Source organism: Actinotalea sp. Marseille-Q4924, assembly GCF_916618755.1.
Taxonomy (GTDB): Bacteria; Actinomycetota; Actinomycetes; order Actinomycetales; family Cellulomonadaceae; genus Actinotalea.
In genome coordinates this window covers 588,386-612,736 of record NZ_CAKAKB010000001.1, presented here as the reverse complement: position 1 = coordinate 612,736, position 24,351 = coordinate 588,386, and the positions used below count along the sequence as shown (strand labels likewise).

22 protein-coding genes are annotated in these 24,351 nt (G+C 73.2%); 4 read left to right on the top strand and 18 right to left on the bottom strand.

Annotated elements, in window-relative coordinates; genetic code table 11:
• Window positions 1–16: 16 nt before the first annotated feature.
• Window positions 17–1,483, bottom strand: a complete 1,467-nt coding sequence (locus LG379_RS02960; protein ID WP_225753083.1) for an NAD-dependent succinate-semialdehyde dehydrogenase — start codon at window positions 1,481–1,483, stop codon at window positions 17–19.
• Window positions 1,484–1,569: 86 nt separating this feature from the next.
• Window positions 1,570–2,016: a RidA family protein gene (locus LG379_RS02955; protein ID WP_225753082.1), complete on the bottom strand. Its 447-nt coding sequence runs from the start codon at window positions 2,014–2,016 to the stop codon at window positions 1,570–1,572.
• Window positions 2,017–2,393: 377 nt separating this feature from the next.
• Here LG379_RS02955 and LG379_RS02950 point away from each other — a divergent pair, with 377 nt between their 5' ends.
• Entirely contained in the window at window positions 2,394–4,037 is a 1,644-nt protein-coding gene (locus LG379_RS02950; protein WP_225753081.1) for an amidohydrolase, read from the top strand.
• Here the strand turns inward: LG379_RS02950 and LG379_RS02945 are convergent.
• From LG379_RS02945 to LG379_RS02890, 12 genes are all read right to left on the bottom strand, one after another.
• The gene (locus LG379_RS02945) at window positions 4,008–4,730 is read right to left on the bottom strand and encodes a cupin domain-containing protein (protein ID WP_225753080.1); all 723 of its coding nucleotides are present in this window, start codon (window positions 4,728–4,730) and stop codon (window positions 4,008–4,010) included. The two genes, LG379_RS02950 and LG379_RS02945, sit on opposite strands and share 30 nt — an antisense overlap.
• 113 nt (window positions 4,731–4,843) lie before the next feature.
• The gene (locus LG379_RS02940) at window positions 4,844–5,650 is read right to left on the bottom strand and encodes an alpha/beta fold hydrolase (protein WP_225753079.1); all 807 of its coding nucleotides are present in this window, start codon (window positions 5,648–5,650) and stop codon (window positions 4,844–4,846) included.
• Window positions 5,651–5,652: 2 nt separating this feature from the next.
• Window positions 5,653–6,960, bottom strand: coding sequence for a Xaa-Pro peptidase family protein (locus tag LG379_RS02935; RefSeq protein WP_225753078.1), 1,308 nt, complete (start codon window positions 6,958–6,960; stop codon window positions 5,653–5,655).
• 1 nt (window position 6,961) lies between these two features.
• Entirely contained in the window at window positions 6,962–7,897 is a 936-nt protein-coding gene (locus LG379_RS02930; RefSeq protein ID WP_225753077.1) for an NAD(P)-dependent oxidoreductase, read from the bottom strand.
• A gap of 96 nt (window positions 7,898–7,993) precedes the next feature.
• Window positions 7,994–8,701, bottom strand: coding sequence for an ABC transporter ATP-binding protein (locus tag LG379_RS02925; RefSeq protein ID WP_225753076.1), 708 nt, complete (start codon window positions 8,699–8,701; stop codon window positions 7,994–7,996).
• Window positions 8,702–8,706: 5 nt separating this feature from the next.
• The gene (locus tag LG379_RS02920; RefSeq protein ID WP_225753075.1) at window positions 8,707–9,501 is read right to left on the bottom strand and encodes an ABC transporter ATP-binding protein; all 795 of its coding nucleotides are present in this window, start codon (window positions 9,499–9,501) and stop codon (window positions 8,707–8,709) included.
• 5 nt (window positions 9,502–9,506) lie between these two features.
• Window positions 9,507–10,826, bottom strand: coding sequence for an ABC transporter substrate-binding protein (locus LG379_RS02915; protein ID WP_225753074.1), 1,320 nt, complete (start codon window positions 10,824–10,826; stop codon window positions 9,507–9,509).
• A gap of 48 nt (window positions 10,827–10,874) precedes the next feature.
• Window positions 10,875–11,879, bottom strand: a complete 1,005-nt coding sequence (locus LG379_RS02910; RefSeq protein WP_225753073.1) for a branched-chain amino acid ABC transporter permease — start codon at window positions 11,877–11,879, stop codon at window positions 10,875–10,877.
• Window positions 11,876–12,742 carry a branched-chain amino acid ABC transporter permease gene (locus LG379_RS02905; RefSeq protein WP_225753072.1) on the bottom strand — a complete coding sequence of 289 codons (867 nt, stop codon included), beginning with the start codon at window positions 12,740–12,742 and terminating at the stop codon, window positions 11,876–11,878. The genes LG379_RS02910 and LG379_RS02905 overlap by 4 nt, the downstream gene beginning before the upstream one ends.
• 267 nt (window positions 12,743–13,009) lie before the next feature.
• Window positions 13,010–14,395: a Xaa-Pro peptidase family protein gene (locus LG379_RS02900; RefSeq protein WP_225753071.1), complete on the bottom strand. Its 1,386-nt coding sequence runs from the start codon at window positions 14,393–14,395 to the stop codon at window positions 13,010–13,012.
• 60 nt (window positions 14,396–14,455) lie between these two features.
• Complete coding sequence (locus LG379_RS02895) at window positions 14,456–15,163, bottom strand: SDR family NAD(P)-dependent oxidoreductase (RefSeq protein WP_225753070.1); 708 nt, start codon at window positions 15,161–15,163, stop codon at window positions 14,456–14,458.
• The gene (locus LG379_RS02890; RefSeq protein ID WP_225753069.1) at window positions 15,160–16,056 is read right to left on the bottom strand and encodes a cupin domain-containing protein; all 897 of its coding nucleotides are present in this window, start codon (window positions 16,054–16,056) and stop codon (window positions 15,160–15,162) included. The genes LG379_RS02895 and LG379_RS02890 overlap by 4 nt, the downstream gene beginning before the upstream one ends.
• Window positions 16,057–16,235: 179 nt before the next feature.
• Here LG379_RS02890 and LG379_RS02885 point away from each other — a divergent pair, with 179 nt between their 5' ends.
• A complete protein-coding gene (locus LG379_RS02885) occupies window positions 16,236–16,769 on the top strand; it encodes a hypothetical protein (protein WP_225753068.1) in 534 nt (177 codons plus the stop codon).
• A 113-nt stretch (window positions 16,770–16,882) separates the two neighbouring features.
• Here LG379_RS02885 and guaA read toward each other — a convergent pair whose 3' ends face one another.
• The 3 genes from guaA to LG379_RS02870 all read right to left on the bottom strand — a co-directional run bounded on the left by guaA (window position 16,883) and on the right by LG379_RS02870 (window position 19,491).
• On the bottom strand, window positions 16,883–18,475 hold the full coding sequence (gene guaA, locus LG379_RS02880; RefSeq protein ID WP_225753067.1) for a glutamine-hydrolyzing GMP synthase: 1,593 nt from the start codon (window positions 18,473–18,475) through the stop codon (window positions 16,883–16,885).
• A gap of 62 nt (window positions 18,476–18,537) precedes the next feature.
• Window positions 18,538–19,035, bottom strand: coding sequence for a hypothetical protein (locus LG379_RS02875; protein ID WP_225753066.1), 498 nt, complete (start codon window positions 19,033–19,035; stop codon window positions 18,538–18,540).
• A 24-nt stretch (window positions 19,036–19,059) separates the two neighbouring features.
• Entirely contained in the window at window positions 19,060–19,491 is a 432-nt protein-coding gene (locus LG379_RS02870; RefSeq protein ID WP_225753065.1) for a DUF3817 domain-containing protein, read from the bottom strand.
• A 148-nt stretch (window positions 19,492–19,639) separates the two neighbouring features.
• Here LG379_RS02870 and LG379_RS02865 point away from each other — a divergent pair, with 148 nt between their 5' ends.
• Both LG379_RS02865 and LG379_RS02860 read left to right on the top strand, forming a co-directional pair.
• Window positions 19,640–21,484, top strand: a complete 1,845-nt coding sequence (locus LG379_RS02865; protein ID WP_225753064.1) for an ABC transporter ATP-binding protein — start codon at window positions 19,640–19,642, stop codon at window positions 21,482–21,484.
• A complete protein-coding gene (locus tag LG379_RS02860; RefSeq protein WP_225753063.1) occupies window positions 21,465–23,198 on the top strand; it encodes an ABC transporter ATP-binding protein in 1,734 nt (577 codons plus the stop codon). The genes LG379_RS02865 and LG379_RS02860 overlap by 20 nt, the downstream gene beginning before the upstream one ends.
• A 35-nt stretch (window positions 23,199–23,233) precedes the next feature.
• On the opposite strand, the gene LG379_RS02855 is transcribed toward LG379_RS02860, so the two are convergent.
• Entirely contained in the window at window positions 23,234–24,127 is an 894-nt protein-coding gene (locus LG379_RS02855) for an SURF1 family protein (RefSeq protein WP_225753062.1), read from the bottom strand.
• Window positions 24,128–24,351 lie beyond the last annotated feature (224 nt).

Here is a 24,351-nt window from a genome sequence, read left to right as displayed (position 1 = left end):
CGGTGACTGGTCCGGGTCACCAGTCGACGGCCACGTACTTGGACTCGGTGTACTCCAGGAGGCCCTCGTGCCCTCCCTCGCGCCCGATGCCCGACTGCTTGGTGCCACCGAAGGGAGCCGCGGGATCCGAGACCACGCCGCGGTTCAGGCCCACCATGCCGCAGTCCAGCGCCTCCGCGAGACGCAGGCCGCGCGCGAGGTCGCGGGTGAAGACGTAGGCGACGAGCCCGTACTCGGTGTCGTTCGCGAGGCGGACGGCCTCGTCGTCGTCGTCGAAGGTCACGACCGGCGCGACCGGGCCGAAGATCTCCTCCTGGAGGATCCGGGCGCCGGTCGGCACGTCCGCCAGGACGGTGGCCGGGTAGAAGAAGCCCTGACCGTCGCCCGGCCGACCGCCGACGAGCACCCGGGCGCCCCGGGCGGCCGCGTCCTCGACGAGCTCGTGCACCTTCTGGACCGCGTCGGCGTTGACGAGCGGGCCGAGCGCGGCGCCCGACAGCCCCGGGCCGGTCGTGACGTCCGCCATCCGCCGCGCGAGGCGCTCCGTGAACTCCGTCGCGACGCTCCGGTGGACGTACATCCGGTTGGCCGCCGTGCAGGCCTCCCCGCCGTTGCGCATCTTGGCGACCATCGCGCCGTCGACCGCGACGTCGAGGTCGGCGTCCTCCAGGACGACGAGGGGCGCGTTGCCGCCGAGCTCCATCGAGCAGGAGACGACCTGGTCCGCCGCGAGCTGGAGGAGCGTGCGCCCGACCTCGGTCGAGCCGGTGAACGACAGCTTCCGGACGCGGGGGTCGGCGAGGACGGCCTGCGCCACGGCACCGGACCGGCGCGAGGGCAGGACGTTGACGACGCCGTCCGGGACGCCGGCATCGGCCAGGACCTCCGCGAGGGCGAGCGCCGTCAGCGGCGTCTCGGACGCGGGCTTGAGGATCACCGTGCAGCCGGCGGCGAGAGCCGGGCCGATCTTGCGGGTGGCCATCGCGGCCGGGAAGTTCCACGGCGTGATGAGCAGCGAGATGCCGATGGGCTGCCGCAGGACGACGATCCGGTTGGCGCCCGACGGCGCGGTGCGGAGGTCGCCGGAGACGCGCACCGCCTCCTCGGCGTACCAGCGGAAGAACTCGGCGGCGTAGGCGACCTCCCCCCGAGCGTCCGGGAGCGCCTTGCCGTTCTCCCGGACCATGAGCTCGGCGATCTGCTCACCCCGCTCGGTCATCAGCTCGAACGCCCGGCGGAGGATCTCCGAGCGTCGTCGCGGTGAGGTGGCGGCCCAGCCCGCAGCGGCGGCGTCGGCGGCGTCGACGCACCGACGCGCGTCCTCGACGGTCCCGTTCGCCACGTGCGCGATCTCCTCGCCCGTCGCGGGGTCGACGACGGCGAACCGGCCGCCGTCCTCGGCCGCCACCCAGCGGCCGCCCACGAACAGGTCGGTGGGGACGCGCAGGCCCTCCACCAGGTCCTCGAGCATCGCCTGGGTCATCGGTGTGTCCTCGTTCCTCGCATCAGGGGTCGGTCGGGACGAGCGGCACGGCGACCGTGATCATCGTCCCATGGTGTGCCGGCCGCTCACCCCGGAGGGGCGACGGCAATGACGGCGATCTCCAGCCGCAGTCGCGGGTCGGTCGCGAGCGAGACGACCTCCACCGAGGTGCTCGTCGGGATGTGCCCGCCGAACCACGCGCCCTGGTAGGCGTTGACGACGTCCTGGTCCTCGCGGACGTGGGTGAAGAACCGGTCCATGCGCACGACGTCCTGCCGTCGGCAGCCGGCCGCCGCGAGCGCGAGGTCGAGGTGCTGGAACAGGAGCTCGACCTGCCCCGCGATGTCCTGGGGCACGGCCTCGAACTGCTCGGGCCGGTGGGGATGGTCGTGGTACGGCGGGGCGGCCGTGATGCCGGAGACGTAGACGGTGCGTCCCTGCGACACCCGGATCGCCGGGACGTACACCTGCTTGATGTCGGGGCTCCAGCCCTCGTGGTGGACGACCTCGAGGTGCTCCTCCGAGCTGCTCACAGCACCTTCCTCCCTCCGCGGCACCGGCGGCCGGGCGGCGGCCGGACCGCCGCGTGCGCCGGGCCCGTGTTCGCGCCGTCACCCGGCCGCCTCCCGCACCGCGCTGTGCGGACCGCGCGGCCGTGCGATCGATTGCCCCGCCGCTGACGTGTCAGAGTCAAGCACGGTTCGACGCCGTGATGCAATCCTTTGCATGCCCCCGATCCATCACGCGCCGACGGCCTGCACCGCCGATTGCTGAGGAGCAGCGCGCCCAAGGCTCGGTGCGCTCTTCCCCGCTGGAGGCGGCGGTGCTACCGTCGGCCGCAATCGTTTGTGTGCGTACTCGGGACCCGGGCGACAGCGACGTCGCCCGCTGCGGCAAGGGAGACGGTGCGATGACGCAGGTGGCCGACGCCGACCTGGTGCTCCTCGACGGCAGGATCACCACGCTCAGCCTCCAGCCGGGCGTCCCGGCCGAGGTCGGTGCGCTCGCCGTGCGGTCCGGACGCGTCCTCGCGGCCGGGAGCGACGACGAGGTCCGGCAGCACGTCGGCCCTGCCACCCGGGTCGTCGAGCTCGGCGGGCGCCGCGTCGTGCCGGGTCTCGTCGACTCGCACGTGCACTTCGTCCGCGCCGGCCGGACCTGGGCGGACGAGGTGCGCTGGGAGTCCATGGCCAGCCTGCAGGACGCGCTGGCGGCGGTGGCGGAGCGCGCGGCGCAGCTCGAGCCGGGCGCGTGGATCCGGGTGATCGGCGGATGGTCCGAGGACCAGTTCGCCGAGCGTCGCGGGCCGACGCGGGAGGACCTCGACGCGGTCGCACCGGACAACCCCGTGTTCGTGCAGGCGCTCTACGAGTACGGCGTCTTCAACAGCGCGGGCATCGCCGCGCTCCGGCTGGACGAGGCCACGATCGCGGCGTCACCGACCCCGGACCAGTTCGAGCGCGACGCGGACGGCGCGTGGAACGGCCGGGGCACCGGGAGGATGGCCCAGCTCTCCTGGTTCTACAACCAGCTCCCGCCGCCGCCGTTCGAGCGGGAGGTCGTCTCGACGGGCCTCCTCTCACGGGAGTTCGCCCGCCTGGGGCTCGTCGGCGCGACGGACGGCGGCGGGGTGAACTCCGGACCGGACGTCTACGGAGCCGTCCACGAGGCCTGGCGACGCGGACTGCTGCGGACCAGGGTCCGGATGCTCAAGCACGCCACCCGCCGCGGCACCGAGACGGAGGACTTCGCCGGCTACCTGCGCTTCGGCGAGCCCCGCTTCGGGGACGCGATGCTCCGGTGGTCCGGGATCGGGGAGATCATCCTCTACCGCAGCCACGACGACCTCGGGAAGCCCGCGGACTTCTCCCCCGAGGCCCTCGCCGCGGCGAAGGAGATCCTGCTCCCCTTCGCCCGGAGGGGATGGGCGGTCCAGGTCCACGTGATGAACAGGGAGTTCCTGGACGGCCTGCTCGACCTCTTCGAGGACATCCACGCCGAGGTGCCGATCGACACCCTGAGGTGGGCCGTCATCCACGCCAACGCCGTCACCGCCGGTGACGTGCCGCGCCTCCAGGCCCTCGGCCTCGGCGTCCTCCACCAGGCCCTCCTGCGACTCAACGGCGAGGCGCTCATCGCGGCCTGGGGGGCCGAACGCGTCGCCGGCTCCCCGGCGCTCCGCGCCCTGCTCGATGCAGGCGTGCCCGTCGGGCTCGGGTCCGACGGCATGCGGGCGTCGTCGTACAACCCGTGGGCGAGCCTGCAGCACTTCATCACCGGGCTGACCGTCGGCGGCACGCCGACCCTGACCGGCGAGCACCTGCTGAGCCGCGAGGAGGCGCTCGCCGGCTACTCCCGCGACACGGCGTGGTTCACGAGCGAGGAGCACGAGCGCGGCCAGCTCACGCCGGGCTTCCTCGCGGACCTCGCGGTGCTGTCCGAGGACTACTTCGAGGTGCCCGTGGAGCGGATGCACACGATCACGTCGGAGCTGACCCTCCTCGGCGGTGACGTCGTGTGGAGCTCAGGGGCGGTCGTCCCCCCGACCGACTGAGGCCGCACCGTCCGACGCGTCGAGCCGGACCAGCCCGGTCCCGACCCGGTCGTCGGCCGACGGTGGCCGCTTCGAGCCGTTCACGATGTACCAGATGCCCTGCGCCTCCTCGTCGGTGTGGTTGACGTACAGGTGCGGGCGCATCGAGTCGAAGCAGAAGGAGTCCCCGGCGCGCAGCACGTACGTCTCCGACTCGAGCCGCAGCGTCAGCTCGCCGGTCAGCACGTAGCCGTGCTCGACGCCCGCGTGCCGCGTGAGGGCTTCGCGGCCCGAGCTGGCCGCGCGCGGCGCGTACGTCGCCAGGACGCCGTCGACGTGGTCGGGGCCCGGCATCACCGCGAGGCCCTGCCACGTCACCCCGTCCCCCATCGTGATGGTCGGCGCCTCCACCGCGCGCTGCACGGGGTGCGCGGACCGGGAGTCCTGGAGCGGGCCGGCCCCGGGCTGGTGGTCGAGGACCTCGTCGACGGACAGGTCCAGGCACGTCACCACGGCGTACAGCGTCGTGACGGACGGCTGCACCTTCCCGGTCTCGACCTGCGACAGCAGGCTCGGTGAGACGCCAGCCCGGGCCGCGGTCTCCCGCAGGCTCATCCCGCGTGCCAGGCGCGCCTCCCGGATGCGCTGCCCGAGCTGGTCGGTGCCGCCCCGCGGCGTCCGTCCCCTCGTCGCAGCCGACACGTCCCCCGTCACGGCCGACCTCCTCGTCTCACCCTGCGCGGACACCCCGCAATGTATCGCCACGCTGAACAGCGCCGACCGAGCGCCCGAGGTCCGGCCGCCGCCGCCGGACATGGGCGAGCCGGTCAGCCGCTGAGGAAGCCCCGGACGAGCGCGGCCACCTCCGACGGCGCCTCCTCGTGGACGAAGTGGTCCGTCCCGGCGACGACGGCGCCGCGCAGGTCCGCGCGCAGGCCGAGGCTCGTCGCGAGCGCCGCCGCGGAGAGGAACGGGCTGTCGGCACCGCGGACGAGCAGCATCGGGACGGTCGAGTCGCGCAGCGCTCCCGTGAGGTCGACGTCCATCGCGCGCAGGGTCTCGTCGACGGCCGCCGACGACGCGAGAGGCACGAAGCCGCCGTCGCCCGCCTCGTAGAGGTGCCGCAGGCGCCGCTCGACGGCGGCGTCGGGCAGCCGCGCGGAGCGCGCGCGGACGGCGCGGCGGACGGCGTCCGCGTCGGTGAGCTGCCCCTCCCCGCCGGACCGCGCCACCCGGAGCCGCTCGAACACCTCCGGCTCGATGCCGGCGGCGTAGTCGACGGCGACGACGGCGCGGATCCGCTCCGGCATCGCGGCACCCGCGAGGATCGCGTTGCGGCCGCCGAGGGAGTGCCCGACGACGGCGCGAGCGGGACCGAGCACGTCGAGCACGGCCGCGACGTCGTCGACGTAGTCCTCGGCGCGGTAGCCGGTGTCGGGCTTGCCGGACCGCCCGTGCCCGCGCTGGTCGATCGCGACGCAGCGGTACTCGCGGCCGAGGTCCTCCAGCACCGGGTCCCACACGGCGGCACCTGCCGTGATCCCGTGGAGGAAGAGCAGCAGCTCGCCCTCGCCGGCGCGCCGCGCGTGGAACGAGAGACGTCCGGTGCTCAGCACGACGTCGGTGACGACCACGGTCAGTACGGGTTCGCGACGAACAGGTCCTGCGCGGGGAACCGGGTGAGGACCTCGATGCCGTAGTCGGTCACCACCACCTCCTCCTCGATGCGCGCGGCGGAGGTCCCGTCGGAGGCCGGGCAGTAGGTCTCCATCGCGAAGACCATGCCCGCCTGCAGCTCGACGGGGTCCTTCATCGAGTTCAGCCGGGAGATGATCGGCCGCTCGTGCAGCCCGAGACCGAGGCCGTGGGCGAACTGCAGCCCGAAGGCGGCGAGCTCGTTGTCGAAGCCGAACTCCTGCGCCCTCGGCAGCACGGCGGCGACCTCGTCCGACCCGACCCCCGGCCGCAGGGCGTCGAGCGCCGCGTCCATCCACTCCCGGGCCTGCGCGTACGCGTCCCGCTGGCTGGGGGTCGCCCACCCGACCCCGAACGTGCGGTAGTAGCAGGTCCGGTAGCCGTTGTAGGAGTGGATGATGTCGAAGAACGCCTGGTCGCCGGGCCGGATGATCCGGTCGGTGAAGTTGTGCGGGTGGGGGTTGCACCGCTCGCCGGAGATCGCGTTGACCGCCTCGACCTGGTCGGAGCCGTACTCGTAGAGCCGCTTGTTGGCGAGCGCCACGATCTCGTTCTCGCGCACGCCGGGCCGCAACGCGTCGACGATGTCCTGGTAGACGCCGTCGACCATGGCAGCCGCCTGGTTGAGCAGCATGATCTCGTCGACGCTCTTGATGACCCGCGCGTCGAGCATCGGCTGCTGGGCGTCCGCGATGCGGATCCCCTGGCGCTCGAGCTCGAAGAGGAAGGGCGGCTCGACGATGTCCAGGCCGAGCGGGGCGTCCGCCAGGCCCGCCTCCGCGAGGATCCCCCGGATCTCCGTGACGGCGTCCTTCATGAGGTCCGCGCCGCCGTCCGGCGCGACCGCCCCCCGGAAGCCGAGGAAGCCGGGCCGGTGGTTCTCCCGCGGCATCCAGTCGGAGTAGAGCTGGTGGTGGCGGACCGCCGAGCCGAAGTCCCAGAGGATCGGCTCGCGTCCCGGCAGCAGCAGGGCGTAGCGGATCATCTTGTCGCCGAGCGCCCCGCCGATCCACGTCTGGGTGGTGTAGCGGATGTTGTAGAAGTCGAAGAGCAGGAAGGCGCCGCAGCCGCTCGCCTCGAGCGCCGCCTGCGCGCGGCCGAGCCGGTACCGGCGCAGCCGCTCGAAGTCCACGCGGTGCTCGTAGTCGACGGCGACCTGGCCGGGGGCTCCCAGCGGGCGCACCCCGGCCGGGCGGGCGCTGGGGCGCTCGAAGGCGCGGTCCGCCCCTCCGCCGTGGTGGTGGCTCATGTCACTCGGCCTCGAGGCCGTCGGTCACGTCGGCGTCCTCCGGCTGGATGTCCAGTCCCGAGCCCCTGGCCACCGTGAGGACGAGGGAGGCGAAGTCCAGCTCGGTGTTGCCGTTGCCGACCTCCTGCGCGACGAGGTTCCGCGTCACGGAGGCGACCGGCATGACGACGCCCGACTGCGCCGCGGCCTTGAGACCGAGGTCGAAGTCCTTCTGCAGGAGGACCGGGGTGAAGGTCGGCGTGAAGTCGAGGTGGACCAGCGCCGGGGTCTTGTACTGGGTGAAGACGGAGCCCATGACGGAGTCGTTGAGGAAGGAGAGGAAGTCGGCGCGCCTGACGCCGGCGCCCTCCGCGAGCACGGTCACCTCGGACAGGGACTGGATCACGACGCCGAGGAAGACGTTGTGCGCGATCTTGACGATGCGCGCCAGCTCCCCCTCGCCGACGTAGGTGACGCCTCTGCCCCACGTCTGCAGGAGCGGCTCCGCCACGTCGAAGCTCTCACGGGGGCCCGACGCCGCGACCGTGAGCTTGCCCGCCGCGATGACCGCCGGGTTGCCCGAGACGGGAGTCGCCAGGAAGCCGATGCCGCGCTCGTCGGCCGCCGCGCGGACGACCTCGCTCGCCGCCACGGACACCGTCGAGGCGTCCCCGATGAGACGAGGGGCGGCGTCCGCGTCGGTCAGCAGGCCGCCCTCCCCGAGCATGACCTCCTGCAGGTCCTTGTCGGCCGAGACCATCGAGAAGACGACGTCGCGCGTCGCCAGGTCGACGGGCCGGTCGACGAGCGTCGCGCCGGACTCCGTCAGCGGCTCCGCCTTGGCCTTCGTGCGGTTGTAGACCGCCACGTCGTACCCGGCGTCGAGCAGGCGCTTGGCCAGCTGGAACCCCATGCGGCCGGCGCCGATCCAGCCGACGGTGGGCTTCGTGTCACTCATTGCTGCTCCTCATCCAGGCAGGGGCTGCCCGACGGTGTGGTGGTCGGTGGGTCGGCGGTCGAGGGCGGTGGTGTCCGGCTGCGCCGGCCGCCGTCCTCAGATCCCGAGGTACTGCTCCAGCGGCGTGGTGTCCGCCCGCAGCTGTTCTGCCGTGCCCGACCAGGTGCTCCGGCCGGTGTCGTCGATGATCACGACGTGCTCCGCGATGTCGAGGGCGAGGTCGACGTTCTGCTCGGCGATGAGGATCGACAGGCCCGAGGAGCGCAGCTCCGCCAGGCGGTCCTGGATCACGTCGAGGACCGCCGGGGCCAGGCCCTCGCTCGGCTCGTCCATGATCAGCAGGTTCGGGTTCGTCATGAGGGCGCGACCGATGGCGAGCATCTGCTGCTCGCCACCGGACAGCGAGCGGGCCATCTGCCGCGAACGGTCCGCGAGACGCGGGAAGAACTCGAAGACCCGCTCGACCGTCCATGGCTCCGCGGCGGACGCCGCCCGGCGCCGGGGGACCACCGTGAGGTTCTCGGTCGTGGTGAGCGAACCGAACACGCGCCGTCCCTGCGGGACGATGGCGATCCCGACCCGCGAGATCTGGAACGGCGTGCGGTGGGTGATCTCCTCGCCGTCGAAGACGATGGACCCGCTCGCGACGGTCGGCGGCCGCAGCCCGCAGACCGAGCGCACGAGTGTCGTCTTCCCCATGCCGTTGCGGCCGAGCAGCGCGACGGACTGCCCGTCGCCGACCGTGAGGTCGACGCCGTGCAGGACGGAGGCCGTCGCGTAGCGGACGTGCAGGTCCGAGACCACGAGAGTCACTTCTTGTCACGCCTTCCGAGGTAGATCGCCCTGACGGTCTCGTTGTCCCGCACCTCTTGCGGGGTCCCGGTGACGACGTGACGGCCGTTCTCCATGCACATCACGCGGTCGGTGAGCCCGAGAGCGAGCGACATGTCGTGCTCGATGAGGAGGATTGGCAGGGTCCGCGGCAGCCCCTCGATGAGGCGCCGGAGGGTCGCCCGCTCCACCGCCGACAGGCCGGCGGCCGGCTCGTCGAGCAGGAGCATCTCCGGCTCCGTGACAAGCGCCATGGCGATCTCGAGCTGGCGCTGCTCGCCGTGGGACAGGTCCGCGACGGTGTCGTCCACCCGGCGGCTGAGACCGACCGACTCGAGCGCCGCGAGGGCGCGCTGCGAGATCTCGTCCCGGGCGCGCTGCGGACGCCAGAACACCCGTGCCCGCGGCGTGCCGCCGCGGGCGGCGACTCGGACGTTGTCCAGGACCGTCATCTCCCGGAACAGGTTGGACACCTGGAAGGTGCGGCCCAGCCCGAGCCGGGCGCGTCGGGCCGTGCCGAGCCGGGTGACGTCCTGGCCGAAGAGCTCGACCGTCCCGGTCGTGGGCAGCTCGTCACCCGCGAGGACCTTGAACAGGGTCGTCTTGCCCGCACCGTTGGGACCGATGACGCCGATGCGCTCGCCCGGGGCCATCGTCAACGAGATCCCGTCCACCGCCTGCACGCCGCCGAACCGCTTGCCGACGGCGTCGGCGACGAGGACGGGGGCTCCGGGCCCTCGCGGGCCCGGAGCCGTCCTGACAGCAGCAGCCATGACTGCTAGCCCTGGAACTGCTGGGAGTAGTTCGGACGGGCCATCGCCTCTTCCGGGTCCATCCCGAGCCACTGGTCGACGGCGTCGAACGTCTCGATCGGCACGTTGAGGAGCTGGCCGTCGACCTCCTGGACCTCCCGGATGTAGACCGGGCTGACCGGGTTGTTGTACTCGTCGAAGACCGTCTTGCCGAGGATCGAGTCCTCGAACGTGGTGTCCGAGATCGCTGCGACGAGCTCGGCGCCCGTGACCAGGCCGTTCTCCTCGAGCACCTGGGCGACCTGGCTGGCCGTGACGTAGCCACCCGCGACGTTGAGCGAGGGGATCTTGCCCTCGTAGCGCTCGGCGTACGCCTCGTTGAACTCCTGCACCTCCGGGGCGTCGCGGCCCTCGGCCCAGTTGCTGACCGAGTGGAAGCCCAGCACCTCGTCACCCATCGCCCGCAGGGTGGCCTGGTCCATGGAGCAGCAGTTCAGCAGGAGCGGCTGGGTGTCCTTGAGGCCGAGGCCGAGGAAGCTGCGCATGAAGTCCGGACCCGGCGCACCGCCCGCCGTGGCCACGTACGCGATGTCGGCACCTGCCGACTGGATCTGGGAGACGTAGGTGCTGAAGTCGGACGTGCCGTTGGGGTACCAGTACTGGGCGGTCACCTCGCCGCCGTTCTGCTCGAACCCCTGCTTGAACCCGGCGCAGGACTCCCACCCGAAGGCGTAGTCCGGGCAGAGCGTGACGGCCGTCTCGTGGCCCTGCTCCGCCGCCCAGACCCCGCCGGGGTAGTTGGCCTGCGAGCCGGACATCGAGCCGGACCGCACCGTGAAGTCGTTCGCCGCCCGCTGGGTGAGGTCGTCGGCGGCCGCGACCGGGTGCAGGTTCGGGATCTCGACGGACGAGGTGTAGGACGCCACCGCGAGGGCGGTGTTGGCGAGCAGGGGGCCGACCACGACGTCGACCTGGTCGGACTCGACGAGCTTGCGGGCCTTGGTCAGCGAGATCTCGGGGTTGCCCGCGTCGTCCTCGACGATGGTCTCGACCGTGACCCCGTTCACCTCGTTGCCGTTGATCTCCCAGTACAGCTCCCAGCCGTCCACCATCTCCTGGCCGGCGACGGCGAAGTTGCCCGTGATCGGGGAGATGTAGCCGACCTTGAGGGTGCCGCCCTCCGCGGCGGCGTCGTCGCCGCCCGTCTCCTCGCCGGTGCTCTCGCCACCGGCATCACCCGTCTCGGCCGGCGCGGCCGGGTCGTCGGAGCCCGCGGGGGCGCAGGCCGCGAGCGTGAGCGCGGCCACCACTCCCAGGGCGGCGCTCCACCGGTGGCGAGTCAACATCGTTGTCGACCTCATGGCAGTTCCTCTCGTGTCAGGCAGGGGGATGGATCAGGGGACGGTGGTGGTCGTGGTGAGCCCGGCGGGCTCGGCAGGTTCGGGGTCGCCGCTGCCGTCGGGGTCGCCCCGCCGCCGACGACGCACGAGCTTCGCGGCGCTCCCGACGAGGCCGGACCGGGCGAAGAGGATGACGAAGATGAAGATGAGGCCGAGGACGGTCGGCCACCGCTCGACGGAGTTGGAGACGACGTTCTCGACGAGGATCACGATGGCGGCGCCCACGAGCGGACCCAGCGTCGTGCCGAGGCCGCCGAGGATGACCATGACGATGAGGAGCACGGAGCGCTCCAGGTTCGTCGCGGACGGGCTCACGAAGTGCGTGTGCCACACGGCGAGGAGGCCGGCGAAGCTGGCCACCGTCCCCGAGATCATGAACGCGCCGAGCTTGTACGCCGGCACGTAGTAGCCGAGGCTGCGCATGCGGCTCTCGGAGTCGCGGATCCCGCGCATGGTCGCCCCGAACGGCGAGCTGCTCACGACCCACAGCAGGCCCGTCGTCACGGCGAAGCACGCGACGAGGAACAGGTAGAACATCCACGGCTCGGCCAGGACGTCGGGCCGCTCGATCCCGGTGATGCCGTTCTCGCCTCGCGTGACGCTCGACAGGCGGTAGGCGAGGCCGAAGACGACCATGCCCAGCGCGAGGGTCACCATGAGGAAGTAGATGCCGTTCGTCCGCATGGACAGCACGCCGTAGACGAACGTGACGAGGACGCCGACACCCATCGCCACCAGGACCTGCGTCACCATCGGGTGCCCCTGCAGGGACGCCCAGCCGGCGCCGTAGGCCGCCGCGCCGGCGATCGCCCCGTGGCCGAGCGAGGCCATCCCGCCGTCGGCGGCGAGGAGGTTGACCGTCGACGCGAGGATCGCGGCGATGAGGACGGTCGAGGCGATCGACACCTGGTACCCCGAGGTGCCGAGGTAGGGGAACGAGGCGAGGGCGACGAGCACGAGCACCATCGCGCCGAGGCCGACCTTCCGGTCGCGCGTCATGTGGCCCTCCCGAAGAGACCGGACGGACGGAGGACGAGGACGAGGGCCATCGGCGCGAAGATCGTGAAGTAGGCCAGCTCGGGGATCCACGCCTTGGCGAAGGCGTCTATGACCCCGATGAGGACCGCGCCGACGGCGGCGCCCTTGATGGAGCCGAGACCGCCGAGGATGATCACGACGAGGGCGTACATGAGCACCTCGTTCTGGATGCCGGGCCGGACGCTGATGACCCCCGAGCCGATCGTCCCGGAGAGGGCTGCGAGCGCCCCGCCGACGACGAACATCCCGGTGAACACCCGGGTGATGTTGACCCCCATCGCGGCGATCGTCTCCCGGTCGTCGACGCCCGCCCGGACGACGGCACCGATCCGGGTCCTCGTCTGGACGAGGGCCAGGGCGATCCCCACGGCGACGGCCACCGCGATGACGAAGAGCCGGTAGAGCGGGTACGTGAGTCCGCCGATCGTCAGCGCGCCCTGGATCGACGCGGAGGCGGGCAGCGTCTTGGGGTCCCCGCCGAAGAACGCGAGGCACAGGTCCGCGACGACGAACATGACGCCGATCGTCAGGAGCACCTCGGGCATCTCCTGCCCCCGCACGAAGCGGAGGAGGAGGACCTCGACGACGAGGGCGGCGACGCCCACCGAGATCATGGCGACGACGACGGCGAGGAGCAGGTTGCCGGTCATGGTCGCGATGACGATGCCGATGTACCCGCCCAGCATGTAGAAGGCGCCGTGGGCGAGGTTGACGATGCGCTGCAGGCCGAACACGAGCGTGAGGCCGCTCGCGAGCAGGAACAGCAGCCCGCCGAAGCTCAGTCCGTTGAGCGCCTGTTGCGCCAGGAACACAGGTTCGAACACCGGGGTCCAGACCTCCACATCATCGGGGAGTCTCCGGCGGGGTCGGGCCCCACCGGTATCCAGCACGGTACGCAACCGTTTGCATCCGTGGCAAGAGTGACTTGTCGATTTCCTCGTCGGGGACTGCTCCCCATGTGCTCACAGCCCCCGTACCGCGGTCTGCAAACGTGTGCCCTTCCTGCTGCACGATGGGCGGCAGGGAGCGTGATGCGACGGTCCTCAGGACCGCGCGGCGCGGGAGGCCGCCGGGTCGGGCGGCCCCGTCGGTCAGGTGGTCTCGCCCCGCCCCTCGGCCGTGTTGAGGTGCGACTGGGAGTCGCGGACACCCGGCAGCGGGCCGTTGACCGTGACGTAGCGACCGCCGCCCGCGACGAGCAGGTCCTCCGCCGGGAACTTCGTGATGACCTCGCAGCCGTCGGCGGTGACCACGAGCTCCTCCTCGATGCGCGCCGCTCCCCAGCCGTCGGCGGCCGGCCAGTACGTCTCGAGGGCGAACACCATGCCCTCCTCGAGCACCTCCGGGTGGTCGAGGGAGGTCAGCCTCGAGAAGATCGGCTTCTCCCAGATGGACAGGCCCACGCCGTGCCCGTACTGCAGGGCGAAGGCGGCCTCCTCGTCGGGGAAGCCGAACTCCTGCGCCTTCGGCCACAGCGAGACGACGTCCGCCGTGGTCGCCCCGGGCCGCACCGCCGCGATGGCGACGTCCATGTACTCCCGCGCCCGCTTGTAGGCGTCGACCTGCGCGCGGCTCGCCGAGCCCACCGCGAACGTGCGGTAGTAGCAGGTCCGGTACCCGTTGAACGAGTGCAGGATGTCGAAGAAGGCCGGGTCACCCGGCCGCACCGCGCGGTCCGAGTACACGTGCGGGTGCGGGGCGCAGCGCTCCCCGGAGATCGCGTTGACGCCCTCGACGTACTCGGAGCCCTGGTCGTACAGGGCCTTGGACACCAGGCCGACGCACTGGTTCTCCCGGACGCCCGGGCGGAGGAACTCGTAGAGCTGGTCGTACGCGGCGTCCACCATCGAGGCGGCCGTCGTCAGGAGCGTGATCTCGTCCGCCGTCTTCGTCCGACGCGCCTCGAGGAAGACCTGCTGGCCGTCGACCACCGTGATGCCCTCCGCCTGGAGAGCAAAGAGGATCGGCAGCTCGACGATGTCGACGCCGAGCGGCTCGTTCGCCAGCCCGAACCTGTCCAGCTCGCGCTTGACCTTCCGGGCGACCTCCTCGGCGATGCCCGCGGCGGGCGGGAACGCCCCGCGCAGCGTCGAGATCCCCGCCCTCGCGCCCGACTCGGCCCGCGGGCGGGTCGCACCGTGGTGCGGGGCGTGCGGGTCGGCGTCGGCCTCCAGGTGCGTCTCGTGCAGCCACGGGTTGAGCAGGTGGTGGTGCTTGGCGGCCGAGCCGAAGTCCCAGACGATCGGGTCGGAGTGGCGCGTGACGAGGCAGAAGCGGATGAGCTTGTCCATCGCCCACGTCCCGATGTGGGTCGCCGAGGCGTAACGGATGTTGCCGAAGTCGAACGCGAGCAGCGCGCCGACCTCGGACCGTTCGAGCTGGGCGCGCAGCCTCGCGAGCCGCTCGTCGCGGAGCCGGCCGAAGTCGACCCGCTCCTCCCAGTCCACGCCCATGGTCCCGCGGGTGGCGATGCTCATCTCGTCCTCCTCGTACGTCGTCGCTGGTGGCCTGCTCGGCGGGGCACCGCCGTCGTCACGTCAGGTGATGCGCCAGCCGCGGTCGACGAAGAGCGAGTGCGCCGAGACACCGCGGTTGAACAGCAGGAACTTCGTCGCGTCCACGACGTCGACGACGGTGGCGAGCTTGCCGCCCGGCGTGCGGCTCTCGTACCCGTCGAGCACGCCGGCGGGCTTGGCGGCCCAGAACGGGGAGTCACCGATGATCCCGGGGTGCAGCGAGTTCACCCGGATCGGGGCGAGCTCCAGCGCGAGCGTGTTCATGATCCCGTCGATCCCGCCGTTGATCGTCGAGACGGTCGTCGAGCCGGGGTACGGCGCGTCCTTGGCGCGGCCGCCGAACAGGACGATGCCCGTGTCGACCGAGGGCTCGAGCCGGTCCAGCAGCGTGTGGACGACCTCGGTGTAGCCGACGAGCTTGAGGATGATCAGCCGTCGCGCGCGCTCGATGTCGTACTCCCGGATCGTGTTCGCGTCCCGCTCGATCGCGCCGAGCACGAGGCCGTCGACCCGCCCGACCCCCGCCAGGGCGTCGGCGATGGTCTCGGGCTCCGAGATGTCGACCGCCACCCCGCTCGCGCCCTCCCCCAGCTCGGCGGCGACCCGCTCGGCCGTCGCGGCGCTGCGGCTCGTCACGATCACGCGGTCCCCGCCTGCGACGAGGTCCTCGGCGAGGGCCAGGCCGATGCCCGAGGACCCCCCGACGATGAGAATGGTGCGGTCGCTCACAGCTCTTCCTCCAGTCGTTCGGTGAGGTAGTCCCAGTCGCGCACGAAGCGGTAGGCGTGCCGCGCCGGCATCTGCGGCGCCTGCGTCTCGAGCCACTGCACCTCGTCGCCCGTCGCGGCGAAGGAGTGGACGCAGCCGACGGCGGCCCATGCGATGTCACCGGCCTGCAGGAGGAACTCCTGGCCGTCGAACGTCGCCCGGACCTCCCCGTCGGTGATGAGGTACGCCTCCTCGAGCGGGTGGTCGTGCGGGCCGGCCTTGCCGTCCGGCTCGTAGCGGACCATGAACATGGTCCCGAGGCTCGCGCCGAGGTCCGAGTCGACCATCATCTTCAGCGAGATCCCCGAGTAGACCAGCAGGGCGGTGCGCATCGACGCCGAGACCGCGAGGAGCTCCTGGGACTGCCTGCCGGGGGACATGTGGTCCGCCGTGATGGTGCCGAAGGACCGGGTGCGAGGGTCGCGCGGGTCCACCCGGACCGGCTCGACCTCGGGCAGCTCCGGCACGCGGTAGGTGTCGGAGCCGTGGCGCTCGCGGGCGGGCGGCGTGAACAGGTCGGACCACTCGGCCACCTCCTCCCCCACGGCGCGCCAGGCGTGCGGCACCCCGATCGGGATCACGCCGTAGTCCCCGGGGACGAGGTGGACGGTCGCCTCGGGCGTCGCGAGCACGACCTCGCCCCGGAGGACGTGGAAGCTCTCCTCGAAGGAGTGCACGTGCGTGGCGGTCCGCCCACCCGGCTCGAGCCGGGAGATGCCGAAGTCGGTGTGCGCGGCGCCGTCGTCCTCCCCCACCGCGCGCCACCGCTGGAGCCCGAGCGCCCCAGGTGCGAGCGGTCCGGGCTCGCGGTACTCCGCCTCGTTGCTGCGTCGGACGACGAACCTGGCCGCCATGCCGGCTCCTAGACGCTCCAGGGCTGCAGCACCCGGGAGCCACGCTGCTCCTCGGGCTGTTCAGCCACACTGAACACGTAGTCCAGCCAACGCGGGGGCCGTTGTCAAGAGATGGCCGGCAGACGGGGCTCCGGCGCGGCGGCTCGCACCGCGTCCCCAGGGGCGGCGATGCTCCTGCCATGGGGGCGACGACGGAGGACGGCGATCCAGGCCACCGGCCGCCGGTCGCGGCGGCCCGTCGGGGCGCGCTCGCCGGATCGCTGGCGGTCGCCCTGGTCGCCGGCTGCGGCACCGGCGACCTCCCGCCGACGCCGGACGGCGTCGTCGGGACCGTGTGGTCCGTGTCCGACGTGTCCGGCACGCGCGACACCCGGGTCCCGGAGGGCTGGGTCGTCGCCCTCCCCGCCGAGCGGCTGCGCGACCTGCTCGACGTCGCCGGCGACGGGCACATGGAGCGCGACCTGCCGTACCTCCAGCTCACCGTGCCGGCCGGCACGCTGGACACGCTCGGCGGGACGGTCGTCGAGGTCGACGGCCGTGGGCGGTTCCGGGTGGACGTCACCGGGGACACCGTGCTGTGCCGGCTGCCCGAGCACCCGTCCGGCCGGCCCACCACCCTCCGGGGTTGCGATCGCGCGGACCTGGCCGGCGGCACCGTCGTGCGCATGACGTGGGGCGAGGGCGGCCTGGCCGTGGTCCCGGTGGACGGATGAGCCTCGACGACGCGCGGCGGAGACGCTCGCGGACGGGCTGACTCGCGCGCCGCCACGGCGGAGCTCGCGTCGTCCGGGGCGTCGCTACCCGCTCGTCCCGGACCGGCTCGGGCTCACTCCCACTCGATCGTGCCCGGCGGCTTGCTCGTCACGTCGAGCACGACCCGGTTGACCTCCGGCACCTCGTTGGTGATGCGCGTGGAGATCCGCGACAGGACGTCGTACGGCACCCGCGCCCAGTCCGCCGTCATGGCGTCCTCGCTGGTGACCGGCCGCAGCACGACAGGGTGGCCGTAGGTGCGGCCGTCGCCCTGCACGCCGACCGAGCGGACGTCCGCGAGCAGCACCACGGGGCACTGCCAGACCGTGCGGTCCAGGCCGGCGCGGGTGAGCTCCTCGCGGGCGATCGCGTCGGCGGCCCGCAGGAGGTCGAGGCGCTCGCCGGTGACCTCGCCGATGATGCGGATGCCGAGGCCGGGGCCCGGGAACGGCTGCCGCCACACGATCGCGTCGGGCAGGCCCAGCTCGAGCCCCACCGCGCGCACCTCGTCCTTGAAGAGCGTGCGCAGCGGCTCCACGAGCTCGAACTGCAGGTCGTCGGGGAGGCCGCCGACGTTGTGGTGGCTCTTGATGTTCGCGGCGCCCTCGCCGCCGCCGGACTCCACGACGTCGGGGTACAGCGTGCCCTGGACGAGGAAGCGGACCTCCTCGCCGTGGGCCCCGCTCTCGGTCACGACCTCGCGCGCCGCCTGCTCGAACACGCGGATGAACTCGCGGCCGATGATCTTCCGCTTCTCCTCCGGGTCCGTGACCCCGGCCAGGGCCCCGAGGAACCGCTCCCGCGCGTCGACGACCTTGAGGTTCACACCGGTGGCAGCGACGAAGTCCCGCTCGACCTGCTCGGGCTCACCCTGGCGCAGCAGGCCGTGGTCGACGAACACGCACGTCAGCTGGTCGCCGACCGCGCGCTGCACGAGAGCAGCCGCGACCGCCGAGTCGACCCCGCCCGACAGCCCGCAGACGACGCGCGCGTCACCGACCTGGGCGCGGATCCGCTGGACCTGCTCCGCGACGACGTTGCCGGGCGTCCAGTCCGGGCGCAGGCCCGCCCCGCGGTAGAGGAAGTTCTCCAGCGCGTGCTGGCCGAGCGGGGAGTGCTTGACCTCCGGGTGCCACTGCATCCCGAACAGCCGCCGGTCCCGGTCCTCGAACGCCGCGACGGGCGAGCCGGCCGAGGTCGCCAGGACGTCGAAGCCGTCGGGCGCTTCCTGGACGGCGTCGCCGTGGCTCATCCACACCGACTGCTCGGTCGGCGACCCGGTGAGCAGCATCCCGGACTCGGGCACCTCGACGTGCGTCCCGCCGTACTCCCGCTGCCCGGTCTGCGCGACCGTGCCCCCGAGGGCCTGCGCCATCGCCTGGAACCCGTAGCAGATGCCCAGGACCGGCACGCCGGCGTCGAACAGCGAGGGGTCGACGCGGGGCGCGCCGTCCGCGTACACGCTCGAGGGCCCCCCGGACAGGATCACGGCGGCGGGGTCGCGGTCGAGGATCTGCTCGGTCGTCCACGTGTGGGGCACGACCTCGGAGTAGACGTTCGCCTCGCGCACGCGGCGCGCGATGAGCTGCGCGTACTGGGCCCCGAAGTCGACGACGAGGACGGGCCGGGCGTCGGTGCCCCCGGGCTGGGGCTGGGTGTCGGTCACCCCAGCGAGTCTAGTGAGGCCGACGACGGCGCCCGGGTGCCGTCCGCCGCGGACGCATGCGGTCAGGCGAGCGAGGGAGGTGCCGCCGGGCCGCGCCGCCGCGCGCGCGCCCAGGTGACCGTCGCGACGACGGCGGGCACGACGGCGACCGCGAGCGCGGCACCGGCGAGCGCCTCGACCAGGACCGGGATCTCCAGCACGACCCCGGGCGACAGGACGGGCCGGGCGACGAGGACCGCCACGGCCGCCCCCGGCACGGCGACGAGGCCGTGGGGGACGTGCGCACCGTGGTGCGTGCGCGCGAGCCCGTGCGGCCCGGACGTCCGACGGGCCGTCGGCCCGGACTCCCACAAGGTCACTGCCGCGGCGACCGCCCCGACGAGCGCCGTGGACGTCAGGAGCAGGTAGGCCGCCCAGACGGCGAGGACGGGGGTCGTGCCGACCGGGGCGAGGGCCAGGAGCAGCACGACGACCCCCGCGAGGAACAGCAGGAGGGACCCGGCGCCCGCACCCACGCCCCAGACGACCAGCAGCCGGATCACGAGCTCGCGCGTGCTCATCGGTCGGTCCTCATCGGTCGGTGGTCAGCGTCGCCGCGAGGACGCGGTGCGCGGGGCGGGGCGGCCGGTGGCCACCTGCGCCTCGCCGCTCGCGTGGATGCGGCGCTCCACGACGAAGGACAGGAACGGGACGACACCGGCCAGGACCATCGCCGTGAGCCGGCCGAACCCCCAGCGCATCGTGGACCACAGGTCCACGACGGTGACGAGGTACACGATGTAGACGAGGCCGTGGATCTGGGCGAACCACTCGTCGGCCCACTCCATGACCGGCCCGCCGGCCTGGAAGCCGTACTTCAGGACGAGCTCGACGGTGAAGAGGAGCAGCGTCACGCCGGTGACGATCGCGAGGACCCGGTAGCGGCGCAGCGACGCCGTCGCGCGGGTCGGCCAGTCCGGCCGACGGCGGGGTGCCGTCGTCGTCGTCCGGGTCGCGCCCGGTGTGCTGCCTGCCACCGCAGGACCTCCCTCTCCCCTGCTGCCGTCCCGCGATTCTCCCCCACGGTGCGCAGTGGTGCTGCCCGGACGCCTGCCGTCCCAGGAGTGCCACAGCCCCGGGCAAATTGCGTCGACCGTGTCGGACGGCGGTCGTACCGTTCTGAGAGTGCGTCCACTTCCTGAGACCGACCCGGGGACACCCCCGCTGACGTCCGCCCCCGCCTACCTGTGGTGGGTGGCGCGGCGCCAGGGCCTGCTGCTCCTCGGCAGCTCGCTGCTCGCCGTCGCGAGCGCGGTCTCCCTCGCGGCGCTGCCGTTCCTGCTCGGTCGCGTCGTCGACACCGGTCTGGACGACGGGCTGTCGCGCGACCTCCTCGTCGGCTGCCTGCTCATCCTCGGTGCCGGTGTCGTCCTGGCGCTCGGCAACGTCTTCGGTCACGTGCTCGACGTGCACAACTGGTTGCGCGGGGCCTTCCGCACGAGCCAGCTGGTGGGCCACCACGTGTCCCGCACCGGTGACGCGGTCACCGCGGAGCTGCCGACCGGTGAGGTCGTGGCGACGGTGGCGAGCGACGCGCTGCGCGTCGGCGAGGTCTTCTACGTGACGGCACGGTTCATCGGCGGCCTGGTCGCGTACCTCGTCGTCGCCGTGCTCCTCCTGAACAGCTCCGTCGTGCTCGGCGTCGCCGTCCTCGTCGGCCTGCCCGCCGTCGCGGGCGTGCTCGCGCTCGTCGTCCGACCGCTGCAGCGCCGCCAGGGCGAGCAGCGCGAGGCCGCCGGACGCCTGACGACCCTCGGTTCCGACACCGTCTCCGGCCTGCGCATCCTGCGCGGGATCGGTGGCGAGGACGTCTTCACCGCGCGCTACCGCGAGCAGTCGCAGCGGGTGCGGCACGCGGGCGTCCGGGTGGCTCAGACCCAGTCGCTGCTCGACGGGCTCCAGACGCTGCTGCCCGGCCTGTTCCTGGCCGGCGTCGTGTGGGTCGGCGCGCGACTGGCGCTCGACGGCGAGATCACCGCCGGTCAGCTCGTGACGTTCTACGGCTACGCGGTCTTCCTCACCGAGCCGCTCACCGCCGCCACCCAGGCGGTGCACGTGCTGACGCGCGCGCTCGTCGGCGTCCGGAAGATCCTGCGGGTGCTGCGCGTCCCCGTCACCGGTGCCGAACGGCCGAGGCCTGCCCACGTCGACGCCACGGCGTCCCCGGCCCCGGGCGGGGACGTGGTCGACGAGGCGTCCGGGCTGCTGGTCCGCGGCGGGACCGTGACCGCGCTGGTCAGCGCGGACCCGGACGAGACCGCCCGGATCGCGACCCGCCTGGGCCTGCTCGGCCGGGAGCACGCCGACGACGCCCCGCAGGTCACGCTGGGCGGCGTGCCGCTCTCCGCCCTCGGGCTGGGCGAGGTGCGCCGGCGCATCGTCGTCGCGGAGTCGACGCCCCAGCTCTTCACCGGCCTGCTGCGCGAGGAGCTCGAGGGACGCGCCGACGCGGACGTGCCCGCCGGCCTCACGCGCACGCGGGAGGAGGCCGAGGCACGGCTGCTGGGCGCGATGTTCGCGGCGGACGCCCAGGACGTCCTCGACTCCGTGCCAGACGGCATGGACGGCGAGGTGGCGGAGAAGGGCCGGTCGCTGTCCGGCGGCCAGCGCCAGCGCCTCGCGCTGGCCCGCGCGCTGCTGACCGAGCCGGAGGTCCTCGTCCTCGTCGAGCCGACGAGCGCCGTGGACGCCCACACCGAGGCCCGGATCGCGGCACGGCTGGCGCAGGTGCGCTCCGGTCGGACGACCGTCGTCGTCACGGCCAGCCCCCTGGTGCTGGACCAGGTCGACGAGGTCGTCCTCGTCGCGGACGGCATCGTCCGCGCCCGTGGCACGCACCGCGGGCTGCTGGACGGCACGGCCGGGACCGACGCCGCCGCCCGCTACCGCGCCGTCGTCAGCCGTGCCGCGGCCGACGAGACCCCCACGACCGCACGAGAGGAGGAGCACCATGAGGCTGCCCGTCGCTGACGCTGCCGCGCTGCGCGCGCACACCGGACGCCTGCTGCGCCGGCACCGGACCGGGCTCGGTCGCGTCCTGGGCCTCCACGTCGCCGCGGCGGTCGCCGGGCTCGCCGGCCCGTGGCTGCTGGGCCTCATGGTCGACGCCGTGCGACGCGGCGCGGACGGCTCGTTCGTCGACCAGGCCGTGCTGTTCCTCGTCGTCGCGGTCGTGCTCCAGGCCGGGCTCGTGCGTGCCGCGCAGCGCGCCTCGATGGTGCTCGGCGAGACGGTCTTCGCCGAGCTCCGCGAGGAGTTCGTCGCGACGGTCACGCGTCTGCCGCTGTCCGTCGTGGAGCGCGCCGGGACCGGCGACCTCGTGTCCCGGACGACGACCGACATCGACCGCGTCCAGCACACGGTCCGCTTCGGCGTCCCTCGTGTGCTCGTCACCTCCGCGACGATCGCGCTCACCGTGGTGGCGGCGTTCGTCGTCGACTGGCGGGTGGCGCTCGCCCTGCTGGTCGGCACGCCGCTGCTCGTCCCGACCGTGCGGTGGTACCTGCGCCGCGCCGCGGCGGGGTACCTGCGGGAGTCGGCCTCCTACGCCCGGCTCAACGGGACGATCACGGAGTCCGTCGAGGGCGCGCGCACCGTGGACGCCCTGAGCCTCGGCGCCCGCCGGCGGGCCCGCACCGACGACGACCTGCGCGAGGCCTTCGCCGCGGAGCGGTACACGCTGCGCCTGCGCACCGTGCTGTTCCCCGGCGTGGACCTGTCGTTCATCCTGCCCATCCTCGGCGTGCTGGTCTGGGGGTCCTGGCTCATCGCCTCCGGGCACACGACCGTCGGCTCCGTCACGACGGTCGCCCTGTACGCCGTGCAGCTCATGCAGCCCATCGGCGAGCTGATCTTCTGGCTCGACGAGGTCCAGGTCGGCTCGACCGCGCTGGCACGGATCGTGGGCGTCGCCGACGTCGAGCCCGACCGCCACGCCGGCGACGCGCAGCCCACGGACGAGCACGTGGTCGCCGAGCGGGTCCGGTACGCGTACCGCGACGGCCACGACGTCCTGCACGGGATCGACCTCGACCTCGCCGTCGGCGAGCGTCTGGCGGTCGTGGGCCCGTCGGGCGCCGGGAAGTCGACGCTCGGCCGGATGCTCGCGGGCATCCACCCGCCCACCGGCGGGCGCGTGAGCGTCGGCGGCGTGCCGTTGGTCGAGCTCCCGCTGGAGGACCTGCGCGGGCACGTCGCGCTCGTCACCCAGGAGCACCACGTCTTCGTCGGGACGATCGAGCAGAACCTCCGCCTGGCGCGCACCGACGCCGACCCGGAGGAGCTGCGCCACGCCCTCGAGGCCGTCGACGCCTGGGAGTGGGTCGCCGCCCTGCCGGACGGCCTGGCCACGGAGGTCGGGTCGGGCGGGGTGGCGCTCACGCCGGCGCAGGCGCAGCAGGTCGCCCTCGCGCGGCTGGTGCTCCTCGACCCGCACACGCTCGTCCTCGACGAGGCGACCTCGTTGCTGGACCCGCGCGCGGCCCGTCACCTCGAGCGGTCCCTGTCGGCCGTCCTCGCGGGGCGCACCGTGGTGGCGATCGCCCACCGTCTGCACACCGCGCACGACGCCGATCGCGTCGCGGTGGTCGACAGCGGGCGCATCACGGAGATCGGCTCGCACGACGAGCTCGTCGCGGCGGGCGGCGACTACGCCGCCCTCTGGCACTCCTGGCAACGGGACTGACGGGCACCGAGGCGACACCCGGTCGGGCCGGACCCTCAGCGGTCCGGCCCGGCCGGCGCCTCGCCGCCTGCCCGCTCCCCCGCCTCGGCACGGGCCTCGTCCCGGACCAGCCGGCTCCAGAGCAGCACGGCGAAGCCGCCGAAGATCCACCACTGCAGCGCGTAGGCGAGGTTCTGCAGGTTCAGCCCGCCCCCGGGGAGCGTCGGCGGCGGCAACCGGTCGACACCGGCGCCGACCGGCTCGTCGACGACGAGGTAGCCCGTGTACACCGGTCCACCCCAGAGGTTGACCAGCTGCCCGGGCGCGATGGCCGCGACCTGGCCCTCGGGCAGGTCGGCCTGCTCGAAGGACTCCCCGGCCTGGAGGAAGCCCCGCACCGTCACCTCGCCGGCCGCCGGTTCCGGCGCCCTCGCCTCGGCCACCCAGCCCCGGACGACCGGAAGGATCCCGCCCGGCACGGCGCCCTGCCCCGCCGCACCGTCGTCGGCGACGACGAAGCGGTCGAGCACGAGGAACCCGACCTCGCCCGTCGTGCCGGCGCGGCCCGGGACCAGGAGCGTCGCGCCGTCGAAGCGCCCGGTCACCTCGACCTTGGTGCCGACGAGGTCGCCGGGGAAGGTCTGCTGCGGCACGAGGACGTCACCCAGCGGTGTCGCGGGCGCCTGCTGCTGCTGCGCGGCGCGGGCCGCCTCGTTGATCTCGGCGCGCTCCCCGGCGCGGTCCAGCTGCCACACGCCGAGGCGCGCGCACACCGCCGCGATCGCGAGGAACACGAGGAGGAGGCCGAGCATCCGTGGGGTCAGTGCCGCCCGGCGGAACATCCGCGCCGTGACGCGCACCGGAGCCGCCTCGTCGTCGGGCACGCCGGGCGGCTCGCCGTCGGGCACGACGGGCGGCTCCCCGACGCGCCGGTGGACCTGCTCTGACACGCCTCCACGCTACCCGCCGTGCCGGTGACGACCGTGCCCGCGACCGCCGCGACGGGGCGCCGGCCGGGATCGCGAACCCGACGCCCCGAACCGTCGCGCCCGGCACCCGGATGTGGTGGCATGGGCAGCAGCGACGCACGTCACAGCCCGCGGGCCGGCTCGGCACCGAGGCAGCACGCGGGTGACGCGCCGGCACGGACATTCGTCCCATGTCTGTGCGTCGG

Excerpts from the sequence above, each read along its gene's own strand:
- LG379_RS02910 (WP_225753073.1), bottom strand. The coding sequence starts at position 11,879 with ATGACGCGCGACCGGAAGGTCGGCCTCGGCGCGATGGTGCTCGTGCTC.
- LG379_RS02915 (WP_225753074.1), bottom strand. The coding sequence starts at position 10,826 with ATGTTGACTCGCCACCGGTGGAGCGCCGCCCTGGGAGTGGTGGCCGCG.
- LG379_RS02930 (WP_225753077.1), bottom strand. The coding sequence starts at position 7,897 with ATGAGTGACACGAAGCCCACCGTCGGCTGGATCGGCGCCGGCCGCATG.
- LG379_RS02950 (WP_225753081.1), top strand. The coding sequence starts at position 2,394 with ATGACGCAGGTGGCCGACGCCGACCTGGTGCTCCTCGACGGCAGGATC.
- LG379_RS02885 (WP_225753068.1), top strand. The coding sequence starts at position 16,236 with ATGGGGGCGACGACGGAGGACGGCGATCCAGGCCACCGGCCGCCGGTC.
- LG379_RS02875 (WP_225753066.1), bottom strand. The coding sequence starts at position 19,035 with ATGAGCACGCGCGAGCTCGTGATCCGGCTGCTGGTCGTCTGGGGCGTG.
- LG379_RS02860 (WP_225753063.1), top strand. The coding sequence starts at position 21,465 with ATGAGGCTGCCCGTCGCTGACGCTGCCGCGCTGCGCGCGCACACCGGA.
- LG379_RS02890 (WP_225753069.1), bottom strand. The coding sequence starts at position 16,056 with ATGGCGGCCAGGTTCGTCGTCCGACGCAGCAACGAGGCGGAGTACCGC.
- LG379_RS02960 (WP_225753083.1), bottom strand. The coding sequence starts at position 1,483 with ATGACCCAGGCGATGCTCGAGGACCTGGTGGAGGGCCTGCGCGTCCCC.
- LG379_RS02920 (WP_225753075.1), bottom strand. The coding sequence starts at position 9,501 with ATGGCTGCTGCTGTCAGGACGGCTCCGGGCCCGCGAGGGCCCGGAGCC.
- LG379_RS02935 (WP_225753078.1), bottom strand. The coding sequence starts at position 6,960 with ATGAGCCACCACCACGGCGGAGGGGCGGACCGCGCCTTCGAGCGCCCC.
- LG379_RS02900 (WP_225753071.1), bottom strand. The coding sequence starts at position 14,395 with ATGAGCATCGCCACCCGCGGGACCATGGGCGTGGACTGGGAGGAGCGG.